The organism is Pseudomonas sp. PA-1-3F (genome assembly GCF_021609665.1).
GTDB classification, from domain to species: Bacteria; Pseudomonadota; Gammaproteobacteria; order Pseudomonadales; family Pseudomonadaceae; genus Aquipseudomonas; species Aquipseudomonas paracarnis.
The window spans coordinates 63,650-82,293 of the sequence record NZ_WJZD01000019.1; the positions used below are offsets into that span (position 1 = coordinate 63,650).

At 58.3% G+C, this 18,644-nt stretch carries 18 protein-coding genes and 2 pseudogenes; 8 read left to right on the top strand and 12 right to left on the bottom strand.

All coding sequences use genetic code 11. The annotated features are described in order from the left end of the window. Nucleotides 1–2 precede the first annotated feature (2 nt). The gene (locus GIV26_RS15420) at nt 3–1,103 is read right to left on the bottom strand and encodes an efflux RND transporter periplasmic adaptor subunit (protein WP_236281401.1); all 1,101 of its coding nucleotides are present in this window, start codon (nt 1,101–1,103) and stop codon (nt 3–5) included. A 93-nt stretch (nt 1,104–1,196) separates the two neighbouring features. On the opposite strand from GIV26_RS15420, the gene GIV26_RS15425 reads away from it, so the two are divergent. The 3 genes from GIV26_RS15425 to GIV26_RS15435 all read left to right on the top strand — a co-directional run bounded on the left by GIV26_RS15425 (nt 1,197) and on the right by GIV26_RS15435 (nt 5,158). Further along, entirely contained in the window at nt 1,197–1,853 is a 657-nt protein-coding gene (locus GIV26_RS15425) for a TetR/AcrR family transcriptional regulator (protein ID WP_034126815.1), read from the top strand. A 1,303-nt stretch (nt 1,854–3,156) separates the two neighbouring features. Beyond that, nucleotides 3,157–4,887: an S-type pyocin domain-containing protein gene (locus GIV26_RS15430; RefSeq protein WP_442962910.1), complete on the top strand. Its 1,731-nt coding sequence runs from the start codon at nt 3,157–3,159 to the stop codon at nt 4,885–4,887. Nucleotide 4,888: 1 nt separating this feature from the next. Then, nucleotides 4,889–5,158, top strand: coding sequence for a hypothetical protein (locus GIV26_RS15435; protein ID WP_034126525.1), 270 nt, complete (start codon nt 4,889–4,891; stop codon nt 5,156–5,158). Between the two features lie 76 nt (nt 5,159–5,234). Here the strand turns inward: GIV26_RS15435 and tnpC are convergent. Further along, a pseudogene (gene tnpC, locus GIV26_RS15440) lies at nt 5,235–5,942 on the bottom strand (IS66 family transposase); the annotation flags it as partial. 32 nt (nt 5,943–5,974) lie between these two features. Between tnpC and GIV26_RS15445 the strand changes: the two are divergent. After that, nucleotides 5,975–6,544: pseudogene (locus tag GIV26_RS15445) on the top strand (transposase); the annotation flags it as partial. Between the two features lie 128 nt (nt 6,545–6,672). Here GIV26_RS15445 and GIV26_RS15450 read toward each other — a convergent pair. Next, nucleotides 6,673–7,455, bottom strand: coding sequence for a class I SAM-dependent methyltransferase (locus GIV26_RS15450; protein WP_014717213.1), 783 nt, complete (start codon nt 7,453–7,455; stop codon nt 6,673–6,675). Between the two features lie 96 nt (nt 7,456–7,551). Between GIV26_RS15450 and GIV26_RS15455 the strand changes: the two genes are divergently transcribed. Beyond that, on the top strand, nt 7,552–8,172 hold the full coding sequence (locus GIV26_RS15455; RefSeq protein ID WP_236281407.1) for an energy transducer TonB: 621 nt from the start codon (nt 7,552–7,554) through the stop codon (nt 8,170–8,172). A 3-nt stretch (nt 8,173–8,175) separates the two neighbouring features. On the opposite strand, the gene GIV26_RS15460 is transcribed toward GIV26_RS15455, so the two are convergent. The 6 genes from GIV26_RS15460 to ppc all read right to left on the bottom strand — a co-directional run bounded on the left by GIV26_RS15460 (nt 8,176) and on the right by ppc (nt 14,558). After that, entirely contained in the window at nt 8,176–8,874 is a 699-nt protein-coding gene (locus tag GIV26_RS15460; RefSeq protein ID WP_236281410.1) for an extensin-like domain-containing protein, read from the bottom strand. A gap of 10 nt (nt 8,875–8,884) precedes the next feature. After that, on the bottom strand, nt 8,885–9,745 hold the full coding sequence (locus tag GIV26_RS15465) for a DUF72 domain-containing protein (protein WP_057976012.1): 861 nt from the start codon (nt 9,743–9,745) through the stop codon (nt 8,885–8,887). Then, nucleotides 9,745–10,047 (bottom strand): hypothetical protein, encoded by a 303-nt coding sequence (locus tag GIV26_RS15470; protein WP_089041283.1) that lies wholly within the window; start codon nt 10,045–10,047, stop codon nt 9,745–9,747. Before GIV26_RS15470 ends, GIV26_RS15465 begins: the two co-directional genes overlap by 1 nt. 160 nt (nt 10,048–10,207) lie before the next feature. Beyond that, the gene (gene tsaB / locus GIV26_RS15475) at nt 10,208–10,894 is read right to left on the bottom strand and encodes a tRNA (adenosine(37)-N6)-threonylcarbamoyltransferase complex dimerization subunit type 1 TsaB (RefSeq protein WP_236281413.1); all 687 of its coding nucleotides are present in this window, start codon (nt 10,892–10,894) and stop codon (nt 10,208–10,210) included. 90 nt (nt 10,895–10,984) lie between these two features. After that, nucleotides 10,985–11,632, bottom strand: coding sequence for an adenylate kinase (adk, locus tag GIV26_RS15480; protein ID WP_003189104.1), 648 nt, complete (start codon nt 11,630–11,632; stop codon nt 10,985–10,987). A 280-nt stretch (nt 11,633–11,912) separates the two neighbouring features. Then, nucleotides 11,913–14,558 carry a phosphoenolpyruvate carboxylase gene (gene ppc / locus GIV26_RS15485; RefSeq protein WP_236281416.1) on the bottom strand — a complete coding sequence of 882 codons (2,646 nt, stop codon included), beginning with the start codon at nt 14,556–14,558 and terminating at the stop codon, nt 11,913–11,915. A gap of 197 nt (nt 14,559–14,755) precedes the next feature. Between ppc and GIV26_RS15490 the strand changes: the two genes are divergently transcribed. From GIV26_RS15490 to GIV26_RS15500, 3 genes are all read left to right on the top strand, one after another. Continuing rightward, on the top strand, nt 14,756–15,100 hold the full coding sequence (locus tag GIV26_RS15490; RefSeq protein WP_034126518.1) for a hypothetical protein: 345 nt from the start codon (nt 14,756–14,758) through the stop codon (nt 15,098–15,100). Between the two features lie 283 nt (nt 15,101–15,383). After that, nucleotides 15,384–15,809 (top strand): DUF4398 domain-containing protein, encoded by a 426-nt coding sequence (locus GIV26_RS15495; RefSeq protein ID WP_034126517.1) that lies wholly within the window; start codon nt 15,384–15,386, stop codon nt 15,807–15,809. 56 nt (nt 15,810–15,865) lie between these two features. Further along, nucleotides 15,866–16,651 (top strand): OmpA family protein, encoded by a 786-nt coding sequence (locus GIV26_RS15500; RefSeq protein WP_034126516.1) that lies wholly within the window; start codon nt 15,866–15,868, stop codon nt 16,649–16,651. A gap of 292 nt (nt 16,652–16,943) precedes the next feature. On the opposite strand, the gene GIV26_RS15505 is transcribed toward GIV26_RS15500, so the two are convergent. The 3 genes from GIV26_RS15505 to GIV26_RS15515 form a co-directional block, all read right to left on the bottom strand. After that, nucleotides 16,944–17,264 carry a hypothetical protein gene (locus tag GIV26_RS15505; RefSeq protein WP_034126514.1) on the bottom strand — a complete coding sequence of 107 codons (321 nt, stop codon included), beginning with the start codon at nt 17,262–17,264 and terminating at the stop codon, nt 16,944–16,946. A gap of 109 nt (nt 17,265–17,373) precedes the next feature. Further along, a complete protein-coding gene (locus tag GIV26_RS15510) occupies nt 17,374–17,700 on the bottom strand; it encodes a hypothetical protein (RefSeq protein ID WP_034126513.1) in 327 nt (108 codons plus the stop codon). Beyond that, a complete protein-coding gene (locus GIV26_RS15515; RefSeq protein WP_054897115.1) occupies nt 17,697–18,602 on the bottom strand; it encodes an alpha/beta hydrolase in 906 nt (301 codons plus the stop codon). Before GIV26_RS15515 ends, GIV26_RS15510 begins: the two co-directional genes overlap by 4 nt. Between the last annotated feature and the right edge of the window lie 42 nt (nt 18,603–18,644).

The window sequence follows — 18,644 nt, forward strand, 5'->3', positions numbered from 1 at the left end:
GACTACTCCTTGGCCGCCAGATTAACCACACGGTTGGAGCGATCCACCGGGCGCACTAATTGGCCCTCATGGAGTACATGCACGCCTGCGGCAACCACCCAATCGGTGGCGGCCAATCCTTCCAGTATCGGTACGGTGTTCTCGCCAAAGGCACCAATGCGCACGGGAGTGCGTTCAAGGGTATTGTCCGGTTGTACGCGCCAGACGTAGGACGCGCCGTTTTCGGCACTCAGGGCAGACAAGGGTACCGACAGCGCAATGACACCGTCGGCCTGGATGAAAACCCGCGCACTTTGACCCAGTTCGGCGGGCACTTTGCCGCCGGTGAAGGCCACACGCGCGGCGAAAGTGCGGGATTTGGGGTCGGCTGCGGGAGACAGCTCACGAATGCGCCCGGCAAAACGTTGCTCTGGCTGGCTCCATAACTCCACCGACACTGGCTGGCCGACCTTGAAGCGGCCAAAGCCCTGTTCAGGCAGGCTGATCAACACTTCACGCTCGCCATCGGTGGCCAGGGTGAACACGGTCTGGCCAGCGGAAACCACTTGCCCCACTTCGACGGCACGCTTGGCGACCACCCCGTCCTGAGGCGCACGCAGCACGGCGTAGCCGGCCTGGTTGCTCGACACATCGAACTCGGCCTTGATCTGCTTGAGGCGCGCTTCACCGGCTCGGTAGAGGTTTTCGGAATTATCGTACTGCGACCGACTGACCATCTGCCGGTCCATCAAGGTCTTGTAGCGATCTCGCTCCGCACGCACCAGGCTGAGATTGGCCTCTGCAGCGGCTACTTGAGCGCGGGTCGCTTCCAGTTGCAGGCGCACGTCCTGGGGGTCGAGTTCGGCCAGCGGCTGGTTGACCTTGACCCGCTCGCCCTCCTCCACCAGGCGCTTGCTGACTTTACCGCCGATGCGAAAGGCCAGGTCCGGCTCATAACGGGCACGCACCTCACCGGGGTAGCTGTCCATCGCCTGTGCCGAAGGCTGCGGTTGCACCACCATGGCCGGACGTACGGTGGTCTGGGCCGCTTCTTCATGGCCGCACGCGGCCAACAGGAAGACCAGGCTGACAGGCAAAGCAAGGGGCAGGAAAGCGCTGCGCATGCTGAAGGACCTTTCGCAAATAGAGCTTGGAATAATTATACTGGCCGGTATGTTATTAATACCAAACTCACCAGTCCAGTATTAAAGGTGAAAATGTCCGACAATCCTCTGAACACCGCAAGCCCCGGGCGTCCCAAGGACATGGCAAAACGCCAGGCAATCCTCGAATCGGCGAAGTCGCTGTTCCTGGACAAGGGTTATGCGAACACCAGCATGGACGCCGTTGCCCTGGCGGCCGGCGTATCGAAGCTCACGGTCTACAGTCACTTCACCGACAAGGAGACGCTGTTCACCGCTGCGGTGGTGGCCAAATGTGAAGAGCAGTTGCCGGTGATGTACTTCGAGCTTCCCGAAGGCATGCCCGTCGAGACGGTGTTGCTCAACATCGCACGCGGCTTTCATCGGCTGATCAACAGCGAGGAGTCGGTAAACCTGCATCGCCTGATGATGACCACCGGCAATCAGGACGTGAAACTCTCCCAGATCTTCTTCAACGCCGGCCCCATGCGCATGCTGCAAGGCATGGAGCGCCTGCTCGGCAAGATTCACCAGGGCGGCGCCCTGAGCATCGACACACCGTTCAAAGCCGCGGAGCACTTCTTTTGCCTGCTCAAGGGCACGGCGAACTTCCGCTTGTTGTATGGCTGCGGCGGACAATTGAGTGCGCAAGAAGCCGAAGAGCATGTGCAGGACGTGGTGAAGTTGTTTATGCGGGCCTATCGCAGCACGGGGCTCGACAGCACTGCATAGGCGGTAGCAACCGACGGTAACCACGATGCGAAGCGAGTCGCTCTTGATCTGCTTTTGATTTTGATCTTAAGCGCCCCGTCAAACCACGCTGGCCGGAATTCGACAGGGATTTGGGGGGTAAACCGGCAGGGATGCCGGTTTAGCCGCCCCGCGCCATGGATGGCGCGTGGCGGCGGCCCCCCAAATCACTGGCGGATTACGGGCACACCGAGCCTAAGCGAGGTGCCGAGTGGTGGGGCAAGAGCGTTTTGCTTACTTTGGCCTGGGCCGGCATCCCGGCTTTTGCAAAGTGAGCCGCCGTCAGGGCGGAACCCTAAGCGGCCGTTACCGCAGCAATGGATATGTACTCGGTATAACTGCGTCGACTGTCAGGCCGCCATCGCAGGCAAGCCAGCTCCCACATTTAGATCGCAGGGCGTCAGGTAGATAGGTGTCGGCTTTCAGGCCGTCATCGCAGGCAAGCCAGCTTGTATGGTTAGATTTGTAGGGGTGGTGGGATTAAAAGCCAGTATCTGACTCTAGCCAGTACAGACCGTGGGAGACTTCGCCCCCCCTTCACCAAAGCTCCGATAAGTGTAGCGGCTCGCGTTTGAAAACACGCGGGCTCGCATTCAGCGGCATTTCTGGCTCACATTAACTGCAACCAGCCAAAGGCTCCGGCTCACATTAATTGCAAATGGGCTTGCATTCGACGCCGTAGACTCGCGTTCCATTGTGACAGGCTCACATTATCTGCAAATGACCGGCAGTGGTTGCGGTCACAGAGGTGTGCTCCTCCCACCGTCAAGCTCAGAGCCGTATCGTAAGGAATAGTGACCACTACCGTTTGTCGGTCGCGATATGCATAAGTGCATTTTTTGTTGCACCTCGACACTGGATACCCATACAGCATTAATGCGATATGGTGAAAAGTGGAGAAGACGGGGATTCTCGTTCGTTGAGCTTCTCAAAAACTGACAACCCAAGAGGCGAAGCCGTTCATCAGAGAGTAGTAAGGCAACGAGAGAACCATCCGTCCATCCTACTGAGATGTACAAAGCTCTTATGCTGTACCTAGCGAAAAGGAGAATTCACTATGGCTAATGGCGATACGATTCATCTGCCAGAAATTGAAATCAATGCTATTAATAAATATGAACCTCAGACATTCGGAGGGGGTGGTGGTGACAGTGATTTTTCACATAGTCACACCGGACAGCTCATTAACGTTGCAACGCGTACTTATGTGCTTAACACATACCCTCCCATCATTTCCCAGAATGTTAAGGACCAGGAAGCAAGCTTTGCAGCGAATCTTCAGTCGATGCCTGAATCTATTGCACAAAGCATTACTGCAATAGAACAAAATGAAGGCAGTCCCGCGAGCGAAGTCGAGAAAATCGAACAGCATATTCGTTCGGTAGATACGCTAATTGCTCAAAAAGCACAGGCTGCTGCTGCTCAAAAAGTGATTGCTGATAAGTACTACTATGGAGACTTCTTTTATTATCCGACGATGCAGTTTATTAAAGATGCAATCAGCGGAAGCAAGACAAATTACCCTCCGGATAAAAATTATAAAGAATGGTACGCCTCACTTGAGGCTTCGTATGCTGCAAAATATAGCAACCGCGAGATCGACTATTTGAATGCCCTGAAGCAGAACCTTCAGGCACAGGCTAATCAAGCACGTGCAGACGCCGAGGCTAAACGTATTGCCGATGAGGCGGCAGCTGCGGAAGCCGCAAGGGTTGCCAAACGCGTGGCTGATGAGGCAGCCGCTGCTGAAGCGGCGCGAGTCGCGGCAGAGGCAGAAGCTAAGCGTATCGCTGATGAGGCCGCTGCAGCAGAAGCTGCCAGGTTAGCCGCCGAAGCTGAAGCCAAGCGCATTGCTGATGAAGCGGCCGCTGCAGAGGCAGCAAGAATTGCTGCTGAAGCTGCAGCACTTAAAGCCGCTAATACGTATAGGCTGCCCGCTGACGGTGCGAGTCAGTTAAGTACTGCGGCTGGCTCTATCGCCATTACTGCCGGTTCAGGTCTTACGCTGGATGCGGCTATTCAGGCTGCAAAGGTAGCCTTAGGCACTGTTGTAAGTGCTGCCACGGCAGTGGGCATTGGCGCGCTGGTCTATTCACCATCACTGGATAATGGTGAGCTACCTTCGACCATGCTTAACACGCCGGCCAAGGATTTAGCGCCTAATCTTCCCGAAAATCTTGCCGAGATCGCCGCGGCGGGAGGAACTGTGGATGTGCCCTACCGAATTTATGGCGATCAGTCCAAATACTCGGTAGTGGCCACCCAGCCCACTGGAGGGTTAGCACCTACCGTCCCGGTAAGAGCGCTAGTGCTTGATCCTGTGGCCAATGCCTATACGTTCACTACAACTGACTCACCACCGATCACCCTGACGTTCCCAATCGCAGTACTAGGTAATAGCTCGACGGCGACGCCTGCGCAGCCTGTCGAAACCCCGGTGTATACCGGGATTACACTGACACCGATTGAGGTCAAAGCTGAGCCGTTTCCGGTAGTCGGCCAGTTGGATATTCGGGACGCTATTTACGTTTACCCCGCAGATTCGGGTTTACCGCCGATTTATGCGGTATTTAGTAGTCCGTACGAAGGGGCTACCACCAAAGGTGAGCACAGCGGTCGGATGTACAATCCTGATAAGGCGGGCGGACCCATTCAGAGTCTAGACTGGACAACCGCAGCGGTGACTCAGGAAGGTATTGACCTCGTTAAGCTGCATACGAGCAGATTCGACCCATCGGACGCAAATGTTGTGATGATTGACCGTCTGGAAAAAATCCTAACTGGCGAATTGGCCATTACCGATGTCGATAAGCGATTTTACACCCATGAGATTCGTGAGCTAGAGCGGTATAGGGCTCTAGGTATAGCGGATGGAGTGAAACCGAACGACGATGGCGCCACTTGGAATAATACTCATGCCGCGACTTTAGAGGATTTCAAGCTTAAAGATGCTGACGAATTAATCTATACGCCAGAAGCTATAGTCGCAGAAAACAAACAAATATACGGAGAATAACATGAGCAACATCAATGATATCGTAAACTCTGAATCCCCAAGAGATGTCGTTCTTTTTATAGTAAGAAATAAGTCAATTTCATATCCAATGCTGGATCGACTATATAACAGGAATGGCTGGGTAAATATTGGTAATAATCTTGAACTATTAAAGCTTGTTCATAACATGAGACTGGAAGGGCTGATTGATAATTCTGATGGGGGAATTAAAAAAGGTCCTAATTGGAAAGAGCCAGCCTTTATGGCTGAGAATAAGTATACGCTTGAGTGATATGTAGGTCTGCAAAAGAAAGCCCAGCTCAAGCTGGGCTTTCTTTGTAAGCGTACGGGCAAGCCGTCTTGCACGACTAAGCCGGACGCCACCTATGCGGCAGCAACTCTGCAATCTCACTTGCCCGCTGCGTAGGCAGGCGCGTCAGCACATCCTTCAGGTAGGCATAGGGATCGTGCCCATTGTTCCGGGCCGACTGAATCAAACTCATGATCGCAGCGGCGCGTTTGCCGCTGCGTAGCGACCCAGCAAAGAGCCAGTTCTTGCGCCCCAGCGCCCAAGGCCGTATCTGGTTCTCACACCAATTATTATCAATAGGCACGGCCCCGTCATCGAGGTAGCGCGACAGCGCCGTCCAGCGTTTCAAGCTGTAATCCAAGGCTTTGCCAATGGCCGAACCGTTATGCACGATGTCGCGCTGGGCAACCATCCAGGCATGCAACGCATCCATCACGGGTACCGCCTTTTCCTGCCGTATTCGGCGGCGTATGTCCGGTTCTAGATCCTCGATTTCCCCCTCGATCTCGTACAGCGCCTGCATGTAACGCAAGGCTTGCTCAGCCAGCGCGCTCTTGTGAGTCGCATGCAGTTCGAAGAACTTGCGCCGGGCATGAGCCATGCAGCCGATTTCAGTCACGCCGAGTTCGAAGCTGGCCTTGTAATCGCCGAAATCATCGCAGACCAGCTTGCCCTTCCAGTCTTGTAGGAAGTTACGCGCATGCTCGCCGGCCCGGCTGAGGCTGAAGTCGTAAACTACAGCCGAGGTTTCGCAAAACGGGCTGGTCCTTCGGCGGTTGCGTCAGGAAGGTGTGTTCGCTTCGCCGACGTGCCGCACTGGTGAAGATGCGTGTTGCTCTGAACCAGAGCTGGGCAGGTGAGCCGTTGCTCAAAGCCTCGTCCAAGAGCATTTCAGCTTGTCTTGATAGACATGAAGCGCTCATTGAAAAACGGATATTAGCTGCTGGCACTGAAGCGGGTGTCTTGCATCAAGTCAGGCGCTGCCAAGCCGTAGAGGGCATTGGTTTTCTTACGGCAGTTGCCCTGACCATGGCATTTCAACGAGGAGCGTTTGAAAGTGCTGACGCTTACATCGCATTTCTGGGAATGGACTTGAGGGTGTCCGACTCAGGGCAAATGAACGGACGTCGTTCGTTAAGCAAAAAAGGAGACTCAGAGATCCGCAGGTTGCTGCATAACGCGGCGTCAGCCGGTATTAGGTCAGAAGCCTGGAAGCCTTTATACGAGGGCTATCTGACCAGGGGCCTGAAAACAACTCAAGCCCTGGTCATCATCGCCCGCAAGTTAGCGCGTATCGCCTTTTCGCTCATGAAAAACCAGAGCGAGTACCAATCAAAAGCGGGTTTAGGGGCTTCCCCCCAACCATAGAATCTCCCACATTGGGATTGCGGCGCGCCAGAGAGATAGGCATCGGCTGTCAGGCCGTCTTCGCAGGCAAGCCAGCTCCCACAGTTGGATCTCGCCGCACCTGGGAGATAAGTGCTGCTGTTTGCAGCTTACGGCTTGAGCGCTTTCTTGGGATAAATGTCGTAGCGGCTGGACTTGCCATCCAGCGCATGGCTTGGCTTCGGCCCCTCAATACAGGGTGCCTTGCGCGGCCGCTTGACCACCACCCGATGGCTGGCCAAAGCCAGAGCGGCCGCAAGCAACGCCGGTGCATCCGGGTCATCGCCCACCAACGGCCGGAACAGGCGCATTTCCTTCTTCACCAGGGCAGTTTTCTCACGGTGCGGAAACATTGGGTCCAGGTAGATCACCTGAGGCGGCTCGCCCTGCCAATTGAGCATCACGTCGATGGAGTTGCCCTTGAGCAGCTTCATGCGCGCCACAATCGGCGCCACGTCAAAATCTTCGGCAGCGCGTGCCAGGCCATCTTCGAGCAAGGCGCCGATCAACGGCTGGCGCTCGATCAGGCTCATCTCACACCCGAGGCTGGCCAGCACGAACGCGTCCTTGCCCAAGCCAGCCGTGGCATCCAGCACTCGCGGGCGCACGCCCTGGGCGATGCCCACCGCCTTGGCGATCATCTGCCCGCTGCCACCACCATACAATCGCCGATGCGCCGCGCCGCCTTCGACAAAGTCGACCCGCACCGGCCCTGGCGCATCAGGCCCAAGCTGTTGCAACTGCAAGCCGTGCTCCCCCACTTGCAGGGAAAAATCCGCATCGGCCACCTGCAGAGGCAACCCCAGCAGCGAAGCCCACTGTTCAGCGCGGGCCTGGAAGCTGTCAGCCAAGGCTTGGACCTGGATGCGGCTGGCCGCTGGTTGTTCGTTCATCAATCGCCACGCTCAAAAATATTAAGGATCGGCAAACAACGGCCGATAAAAATCACAGTCAGGTATTTTGCCAGAGCTGAGCGTCGACCGAGAAAAATGTCAGACATTCTTCCCCTTTCCATCGGTGTACTGCCGACCCACAACCATTACGGCCTGCGCAATACCCAAGCGCTGGCCGGGGTGAGTCATGTGTGGCAGGACTTCTTTGCCCGCGCGTTGGCCGAGCAGCTCGGTGAAACGCCGGACGCGCTCGCCGCCAAGGCGCCCGCCCCGGCAGACCCGGCAGTTGAACCCCGCGAAGGTGCCGACCTGCTGGCGCAGATCCTCACCCAGCGTGAGTGCGATGTGAAAGACACCGAGATCGCCCCGCCTGAGCCGCTCTTCCTGCCGATTGCCGAGTTCGAAACCGAGCTGCTGCCACCGGCCGCGACGCCGTTCCCGGAAGAAGAAGTCATCGCCCAGCAACGCCAGCAAGCGTTTGAGAGCGAGTGGGTGCGCCCCATCGTGCTGAACGCCGGCCAACCGCTACCCGAGCCAGGCCCGGCGCCACAACCACGCCCACTGCACCTGCCGATTGCCGAATTCGAGCTGGACCTGCTGCCACCGGCCGCCACGCCGTACCCTGAAGAAGATTTGCTGGCGCAGCAAAAGGCCCTGGATTTCGATTACTACTGGGCACGCCCGCTGGTGACCCACAACCTGCGCCTGGCCGCCTGAACCCTAGCGACACACCCACCAACGCCCCATGTCCAGATGGAAATGGTTGCGATGAGCCGCGTTGTAGTCCGGGCTCAACACCACGTTGAAATCATCACAGGCGCCATCGCGTACCAAACGCAGGAAACGCGCACTGTCGCTCTGCCCCGGCCAATCCTTGAGCACGCTGATGCTGCGCCCATCCGCCAGGCGAAAACCGGCGATATCCAGCGCATTGGCCGAGGCATGCTGGCTGAGTCGACCGTCGGCGCGGTTGTAGATATTACGGCAGGCAAAACTGCCCAAATGCTCGACGCGGCTCACCGCCTGGCCAAACACGGCCTGGGCCGCCGGTTGCAGGCTATGGCGCTCGAACAAGGCGAACGCCACCGCCAGCGGGCAACTGGCGAGAAAGCTGCTGCTCAAGGCCACGTCAGCGCCCTGCACACGCAGAATATTGCGCAAGGGGCACGCCGTATCAGCCGGTGTATCGGCCTGGCGGCTCACGCGCAGACCAGAGGTGTTCAACACCTGGTCACACAGCGCCGGATCGTCCTGCAAACGACTGAGCTTGTAGCGCGTCAACAGGTTGGGGCTGGCCCGCACATCCAAGGGCGCCCAGGGGTTCCACTCGGCCGGCATCGGCACCCAACCCCGCCAGACGGCCAACGCAAATGCGCCCACCAGCACCAGCAACACACTCAATGTCTTGACCACACCCACGGCTCGACCCTCAAAGTAGCCCGAGCTGCTCCGCCACGGGTTCTCGATGCAAGGCAGGCAGCGGCGGTAGCCCTGGCAGACGCACCATCAGCTTGGCGTGGAAGCGCAGCGCCAGTTGCGCCGCGAGACGATTGTCCGAGGTGTGCAGGAACATATAGGGCGTGCGGCCCTCTTCGATCCAACTGGCGATCTTTTCCACCCATGGAATCAGGAACGGGTCATTGGCCTCAAGGTCCGGATGCCCGATGAAGCGCACCTGGGGAAACTGCGTGAGCGCCGCTGGGCGCGGTGGCACCCGGGGCTTTTTGGACTGGGCATGCAGCACCGCTTCCGAGGTAGAGGTACAACTGAACAGGGCACGTGGATCGAGGCAGATGCGCTCGACACCGCGATCGCGCAACAGGCGGTTGAGCATGCGCTCAGCATCACCCCTGGCGAAGAACTGTTCATGACGCACCTCCACGGCCAGCGGCCGATCAATGCCATCGAGAAATCCAGCCAGCTCCGCCAGGCGTGGCGGCGTAAAGCTCTTCGAGAGCTGCAGCCACAGCGGTGAAACGCGCTCACCCAAAGGGCTCATCAAGCCGACAAAACTTTCTGCCGCCGGCAGCTGTTCACGCAAATCGCCAGCATGGCTGATATCGCCGGGAAATTTGGCGGTGAAGCGAAAATCATCAGGCATGATTTCGGCCCAGCGCTGCACAGTGGCGGCCGAGGGGCGAGCATAAAAAGTGGTATTGCCCTCAACGGCGTTGAAGACCTGGGAATAGAGCCCGAGGTAATCGCTGGAACGTGCCTCAACGGGATACAGGTACTCGCGCCAGGCGTTTTCACTCCAGGACGGGCAGCCGATGTAATAAGGCAAACGCATCAGATATGGATATCGAGACCCAGCACTTCCATATCCCATTCGACAAAGCCGGCAGTGGTCAGGTAGCTGGCCAAGGCGGTGGCAACGCTTTTGCTCATGGAACGGGGAAAGACCATGTCTTGCTGACGGGCAGGAACGCCGCTGATGCGTGCGCTCGAGGCGCCTTGGGCTTTGGAAGGCGTATCGGCGTGTACTTCAATGAAGTCCGGTGAATCCTCGACGGACTCGTCTACCGTCACGCTCGCCTTGCGCGGCTTACGCTTGAGGGGGTACGACTGTGAGGAAAAACCGTCTATACGCATACATGCAGACTCGGTATCAATGATGGCAATTTAGCGGCACTTTCCATGGCGCGCAAATGCTCTGGTGATAACTAGAACACATAATTTGTAAAAGGTTTAAAAACCCAGGCAAATTCTGACGATTGGCGAAATTTGCCGCGTAACACCCACATTTCTGGCGTCAAATAATCCCGCGTTCGGCCTTGGTCTGCGCGACTTTATCGCGCAGGTACACCGGTGCTGCCTGGTCCGCCGCAATCGCCTCGCCGCGCTCGAATGCGAAACGTGCCAACGCCAGCAGGTCTTCGGCGTGTGGCAACATCGCTGCGTCCTGCTCGGCACACGTCACGTTGATGCGTTCGCCATAACCCCAGCCCGTGCCGGCACCGAACCAATCACCGTTGGCGTCAGCGGGCAACTGCGCCGCTTCGGGGGCCAGCACCGCTTCCGCACCGACCAGGCGCATTTCGCCTGCGGTCTCACGGTAGCAACCCCAGTAAACCTCATCCATGCGCGCATCAATTGCCGCTGCCACTTGCGACGCCCCGTGCTCACGCAACGCGCGCTGGGCCAGTACCGCCAGGTTGGACACCGGCAGCACCGGGCGCTCCAGCGCAAAGGCCAGGCCCTGCACCACGCCGATGGCGATGCGCACGCCAGTGAACGCACCTGGGCCACGGCCAAACGCGATGGCATCCACGGCAGCCAGGGTGGTACCGGCGTCTTCAAGCAGTTGCTTGATCATCGGCAACAATTTCTGCGCGTGCAGGCGCGGGATCACCTCGTAGTGGCTCGTGACCTTGCCATCGTGCAGCAAGGCAACGGAGCAAGCTTCAGTCGCGGTGTCCAGGGCCAGCAGGGTACTCATCGGTGTGGGTGTCCAAGTCGGAAAAAAGTGCGCCAGTATAAACAACAACGACCCGCAAGCGGGCCGTTGTCTGTGCCGCTGATCAAGGGATCAGCTCAGTGCTTGCAGCACCTTGGCGGTGATGGCCTCTACCGAGCCCACACCAGGGATGTGGCTGTATTTCGGCTTGCCCTGGGCTGCGGACAGCTTCTGGTAGAAGTCCACCAGGGGCTTGGTCTGGGAATGGTAGACCGACAGGCGATGACGCACGGTTTCTTCGGTGTCGTCTTTACGCTGCACCAGGTCTTCGCCGGTGACATCGTCCTTGCCTTCCACTTTCGGCGGGTTGTAGACGATGTGGTACACGCGGCCCGAGCCTTCGTGAACACGACGGCCAGCGATACGCTGGACGATCTCTTCGTCTTCAACCGCGATTTCGACCACGGCGTCCAACTCCACGCCCGCCTTCACCAAGGCTTCAGCCTGGGGAATGGTGCGTGGGAAGCCGTCGAACAGGAAACCGTTCTTGCAGTCTTCCTGGCTGATGCGTTCCTTGACCAGGTTGATGATCAGGTCATCGGAGACCAGGCCGCCGCTGTCCATCACGCTCTTGGCGATCAGGCCCAGTTCGGTGCCAGCCTTGACGGCCGCACGCAGCATGTCGCCGGTGGAGATTTGTGGAATGCCGAATTTTTCAGTGATGAACTTTGCCTGAGTACCTTTACCGGCCCCGGGAGCTCCCAGCAGAATGACGCGCATCGATGTGCTCCTCAATTTTTTATAGAGATGACGCTCGGATTCGCCGCGTGGGGCCAATCTCGTAAAAATGTGGTTCTAGGCCGATCAAACGGCCAAAGGCTGATCAAGATACACAGCGGGCCCTCACCATACAAGCCGCCAAAAGTAGGAGAAACCCGCGCCGCACATGCGTCAGCGCCAGGGTGTGCCTGAGCGCAACCCACCCTCTCAAACGACGACCGCCCGTTTCCGGGCGGTCGTCGCGGTTTATCCGCAAGCCATTGAGTACACGCAAAAAACCTCAGCCGGTGTTGCGCAAACCGGCCGCGATACCGGCCACGGACACCAGCAGCGCCTGTTCCAGAGGGCTGTCTTGGGCAGCCTCCTGCTGACGGGAACGTGCCAGCAACTCGGCCTGCAATAGGTGCAAGGGGTCGAGGTAGGTGTTGCGCAGGCGGATGAACTCCAGGGTGTCGGGGCTATGGGCCAGCAGCTGCGACTGGCCGGTCAGGCCAAGCACCACGTCACACGCCTGCGACAATAGGTCGCGTAAGTGCGCACCCAATGCCAGCAGGTCCGGCTGCACCAGGCGCTCATCATAAAGACGGGCGATATCGGCATCGGCCTTGGCCAGGACCATTTCCAGCATGTCGATGCGCGTGCGAAAGAACGGCCACTGCTCGCGCATCTGCCCCAGCAATTGACCTTCACCGCGCTCCAGCGCCTTGCTCAGTGCCGCTTCCCAGCCGAGCCAGGCGGGCAGCATCAGGCGCGTCTGGGTCCAGCCAAAGATCCATGGGATGGCGCGCAAGCTCTCAATCCCGCCCGCACGACGCTTGGCCGGGCGACTGCCCAGAGGCAAACGGCCCAACTCCTGCTCCGGCGTGGACTGGCGGAAGTACTCGACGAACTGCGGATTTTCCCGCACCACGGCACGGTATGCGCTGACACCGTCTGCCGCCAGTTCGTCCATCAGATGACGCCAGGCAGGCTCGGGAGGCGGCGGCGGTAACAGGGTCGCTTCCAGTACCGCGGCCAGGTAGAGATTGAGGTTCTGCTCAGCGATATCCGGCAGGCCGAATTTGAAGCGAATCATCTCTCCCTGCTCAGTGGTGCGGAACCGCCCCGCTACCGAGCCCGGTGGCTGCGACAGGATGGCAGCGTGCGCCGGGCCACCGCCACGACCAACAGTGCCGCCGCGACCGTGGAACAATAACAGCTCCACCTGTTGCTCGCGGCAGATGTCCACCAGACGCTCCTGGGCGCGGTACTGTGCCCAGGCGGCGGCCGTGGTGCCGGCGTCCTTGGCCGAGTCCGAGTAGCCAATCATCACTTCCTGCGGGCCCTGCAAGCGCGCGCGGTAACCCGGCAGTTGCAACAGGCGCTCCATCACCGGCCCGGCGTTGTCCAGGTCGGCCAGGGTCTCGAACAATGGCGCTACGCGCATTGGCCGCTGTACACCGGATTCCTTCAACAGCAGTTGCACCGCCAGCACATCCGACGCGGCGCCGGCCATGGAGATGACATACGAACCTAATGATGCGGCTGGTGCGGCGGCGATTTCCTTGCAGGTATTGAGCACCTCGGCAGTGTCCGCCGAGGGTTTGAAGTAACCCGGCAGCAATGGCCGCCGATTGGTCAGTTCCTGGGTGAGGAAGCTGATACGCGCATCCTCATCCCAGTCCTCATAACGCCCCAGGCCCAGGTAATCGGTGATTTCGGTCATGGCCGCCGAGTGACGGCTGGAGTCCTGGCGCACATCCAGGCGCACCAGGAACAGGCCGAACGTCACGGCACGGCGCAGGCAGTCGAGCAGCGGGCCATCGGCGATCACGCCCATGCCGCATTCGTGCAGGGACTGGTAGCACAGTTGTAGCGGGTCCAGCAGGTCGCGGTTGTTCTGCAACACCTCGGCCGGCGCCGGGGTGGTGCTGGTCAACGAGGTGTGGGCCCACTGGCGCGTGGCGCGCAGGCGTTCACGCAGTTGCTTTAGCAAGGCACGATAAGGTTCGACGCTGTCGCCGACTTTGGCTTGCAACGCCGGGCTGGCCTGTTGCATCGACAGCTCGGAGGCCAATTGATCAATGTCACGCAGATACAAATCCGCCGCCATCCAACGCGCCAGCAACAGCACTTCGCGCGTGACCGGCGCGGTGACGTTCGGGTTGCCGTCACGGTCGCCACCCATCCACGAAGCAAAGCGAATCGGCGCAGCCTCCAGGGGCAGGCGCAGGCCGGTGGCGGCGTGCAGGGCCTGGTCGGCCTTGCGCAGGTAATTGGGGATGGCGTGCCACAGCGAATGCTCGATCACCGCAAAGCCCCATTTGGCTTCGTCCACCGGGGTGGGCCGCACCCGACGGATTTCTTCGGTGTGCCAGGCTTCGGCGATCAAGCGTTGCAAGCGCTCGCGAATCTGCTCGCGCTCGGCGGTGGTGAGGTCGCGGTGATCCTGCAATGCCAGTTGCGCAGCAATGGCATCGTATTTCTGGATCAGCGTGCGGCGGGCCACTTCGGTGGGGTGGGCGGTGAGCACCAGCTCGATGTCCAACCGCGCCAACTGCCGGGCCAGGGATTCATTGCTGTGACCTTCGCTTTGCAGACGGGCCAGCAACTCCGGCAAAACCCGGGATTCGAACGGCGCGGGTTGCGATTCATCGCGCCGATGAATCAATTGATATTGTTCGGCAATGTTGGCCAGGTTGAGGAACTGGTTGAAGGCTCGGGCCACCGGCAGCAGTTCGTCCTCCTGCAACTGGTTGAGGCTGGCGCTCAACTCATCGCCAGCGGCTTTCTCTGAAACGGCTCCGCGACGGTCGGCCTTGGCGCCTTTGCGGATCTGCTCGATCTTCTCGAGGAAAGCCTCGCCGTACTGCTCTCGAATGGTGTTGCCCAACAGCTCACCCAGCAGGTGAACATCCTCACGCAAGCGTGCATCGATATCACTCATCAGCCAATCTCCAGCCAGAAATCCGGGACGCGCAGGTGCTTCAGAGTGCCGCCGACGTCGGTTTCTGACAAGGCCGAACGCAAACGACTTTAAACCTTGGCGCTTGCAGCTAGTCTCAACGGTGAGTCGCCGCGTCATCCGCGCAGGCGGCTGGTCGCTCATCACCGCCTGCCATCGCAGGCTTTATTGAGGTAGCCATGAAAATTCGAGAACTGGCCCAGCATTGGGAAGAAACCGCCAAGGGTCGTTTGACCAAGACTGAATACGCCATTCATCTGGATGTAGAAGCCGCTGCACGGCTGGCGGCCATTGCCGAGATGTACCCCAAGCGCCATGTCGAAGAACTGCTCGGCGAGTTGATCGGTGCCGCCCTTGAAGAGCTGGAAGCCAGCTTTCCCTACATCCAGGGCCAGCAGGTAATTGCCACCGACGAAGAGGGTGACCCGCTGTATGAAGACGTCGGCCCCACGCCACGCTTTCTTACTTTATCCCGTCGCCACTTACATGATTTGTCGGCCGGCGCTGACGAACAAAAACACTGATAAACATTTATTGACGTCAATTAAACCCACGTATTTCGGGCCTTTTACAGGCCCGGAGGTACCGCTGCGCACCGCGAAAGTTCCATTTTTCAAACACTGACCAATCAGTCAGATATTTTTTTAGGCAAATCGCCATATCCGCTGAACTTTTGAAAAAAGCCTCCGGTCACAGCCAGTAGCCATCACTTGTGGAACGGTCGTTTGAACGGACGCCATGTGCTTTACCGACGGGCCCGAAATCGATACGCCCCGATGGATTTTGATGTTTTTCAGGAGTTATCCAATGGAGTTGAAGACGATGAACACCAGCACTGCCAAATCCTCGTTTAACCACCTGCGCGGGCTCAAATTGGCCGCGCTGGCAATCGGCACCAGCTTCGTTCTGGCTGGCTGCGCCGGCAACCCTCCAACCGAGCAGTACGCCGTAACCCAATCGGCCGTCAACAGCGCAGTCAGCGCCGGCGGTACCGAGTATGCGGCGGTGGAAATGAAGTCGGCCCAGGACAAGCTCAAAGAAGCTGAGATTGCCATGCACGACAAGAACTACGACAAGGCTCGCCAATTGGCTGAACAAGCCGAGTGGGATGCTCGCGTCGCTGAGCGTAAAGCCCAGGCTGCCAAGGCTCAACAGGCTGTGAAGGATTCCCAGAAGGCTGTTGAAGAACTGCGTAAGGAAGGCATGCGCCCAGCTGCAATCATGCAGAAGTAAGCCGCAGCCCCTTGACTGCATCGCACCTGATATCGAATTGAAAGGACGACACGACTATGCGTAAACAATTGATGATCCCTGCCCTGCTGGCGATGAGCGTTGCCTTGGCGGCCTGCTCCACCCCGCCGAACGCGAACCTGGAAAATGCGCGGACCAATTTCTCGTCCCTGCAAACCAACCCGCAAGCCACCAAGCTGGCGGCGCTGGAAACCAAAGACGCCAGCGAATGGCTGGACAAGGCTGACAAGGCCTACCGCGACAAGGAAGACGAGAAGAAAGTCGACCAGTTGGCCTACCTGACCAACCAGCGCGTTGAAGTAGCCAAGGACACCATCGTCCTGCGCGAATCCGAGGCCAAGCTGAAAAACGCTGGTGACGAACGTGCCCGCGCCCTGCTGGACGCTCGTGACGCACAAATCAAGCAACTGCAAAACAGCTTGAACGCCAAACAGACCGATCGCGGCACCCTGGTGACTTTCGGTGACGTGCTGTTCGCCACCAACAAGTCCGATCTGAAATCCAGCGGCCTGGTGAACATCACCAAGCTGGCTCAGTTCCTGCGCGATAACCCAGACCGTAAAGTGATCGTCGAAGGCTATACCGACAGCACCGGTTCCGACTCGTACAACCAGAGCCTGTCTGAGCGTCGTGCCGCTTCTGTTCAGCGTGCACTGGCTCAACAAGGCGTGGATATCTCGCGTATCGTGACCCAGGGTTATGGCAAGGAATACCCGGTTGCCGATAACGGCAGCGTCTCCGGCCGCGCCATGAACCGTCGCGTGGAAGTGACCATTTCCAACGACAACCAGCCGGTCAAGCCACGGTCTTCCGTTGCTAACTGATTGATGCTGGATAAAAAACCCACCTTACGGTGGGTTTTTTTTGGGTTCGTCGAACCCGACTGGACGATGTGTATCTTCGAGCGGCATTTCTATCTTCGCGCTCGATAGCTTGTCCATCAGTTGGCTAAGCTCATGCGTCTGGGCAACTTTGCGCTCCAGTTCTTCATGCCCTCTCGCCATGTTCAACATATTGCGTATCGCAGCAATAGTAATCGCCACTGTCTCGGCCCCAATCTTTATGAGTCATGACGCTTTTGTGGCTTCTGACGCAAGACGGTTCCCGTTATTCATGTTACTGCTGGAAATCAATGGAAATCTTTGCGCTACCTTCGCCACCAGGCTTGCTGCCTTCGCCATCGGCGCCTTTACCCTCTTGGCCTTCCATTGCTTTAAGCTTTTCCTCGAGTTCTTTCAGCAGTTTTTTAAGGTCATCCATAGCGCCTCCCGAACCGCCGCCGCCCTCTGAACCACCGGCACCTTGAGATTGCATCTGACCTATTTGCTTCTTCAGATCCTCAATCTCTTTCTTGAGGCTGCCTACGTCACCGGATTGTTGACCTGCATCTTGAGCGCCAAAACCACCTTGGGAAGGACCAACTCCACTTATAGACATATGTGACTCCAAATCAAGTTAAAGAGTTAACCGAATCAGCGTTGCTGCTCGGTCCCAAATCAGTGGCAACTCACTCAAAATGGTTCCAGCTTTCCCCACACTGCCTGTCCTACTGCTCCAGTTTCGGCGTTTCTTGACCTATACAACGTACGGCCTGCTTCTTGTTGTTCACCAGCACGCCGCTCAAGCCTTTCTGCTCGGTATCAAACATCACCAATACGCCGTCAACACACTGCGCCACTTGCGCGGCCGGGGTCAGGGAGACTTTGTAATCTTCGCCCGGTATGGTCTTGAGCATGGTGAAATCGCTGAGCAGCAACGCATCTTCCGGCTTGGCGAAGTGCAGATAGCCGTAGTACCACAGGCAGCCAACGGTGCCGAGGATGGTACCGATGCCGGTGAGGATCAGCGGGATCATGTTGCGTTCTTCGCTCATTGCGGGCTCTCTGATGAGTCAACTTTAGGAATAGGGTAATTCGGAATTTCCCCCAGGCGACGCAAGCCGTTGAAGTGCTGAGGGTCGTCCAGATAACGCAGCATGACGGTCTGCCAAGTTTTGTCGGCAAAGGTCTGCACATGGCCGCCGCGGGTCAGTTGCAACACCCTGGGCGGTGGCGCCGCTTGATACAGGCGGATCCCATTGGCCACCGGCACGATCGGGTCATCCAGGCTGTGGAACAGCAGCTTGGGCACGCCGGTCAACCGGGGCATGGCATTGATCGCACTGTCGGCGTCGGGCACCAGCCACGACAGCGGCACCTGCAACGGCCAGGTTAACCAGGAAGTGCTCAGGGCGAATTGTCCTACGTCACGATAACTGGCAGGCACGCCATCCAATACCAAGGCTTTTAGTTGGGCTTGACGCTCCGGGTGGGCTGCCAGGTAATGCACCGCCAGCGCACCGCCCAGGCTTTGCCCGAGAATAATCAGCGGTTGACCCTGGGTTTCAGGCGCCTTGTCGATCCAGCCGAAGGCGGCGTCGATATCCTGGTAGATCGCCGGCAACGACGGCTTGCCTTCCGACAGCCCATAGCCGCGATAGTCCAGCAACAGCACTTGATAACCCTGCTCCGGCAACCACCAACTGCCCCCCAGGTGCCAGGCGAGGTTGCCGCCATTGCCGTGCAAATGCAGGACTGTGCCCTTGAGCGGGACACCGGGTTTTGCCGGCAGCCACCAGGCGTGCAGTTTCACGCCATCTGCGGTGGTGAGCGTGACGTCGCGGTATTGCAGGTGGGCTTTTTCCGGTGTGAAGGGTAGGCCGGGCTCGGGGTAGAACAGCAAGGAGCTGCAGCCGTTCAATGTGAGTAGCAGGCATAAAATGCCGAGGATTCTCATCCGTTGAAACCTCGCGAAAGTTCTGAAGACCAGTAAAGATCA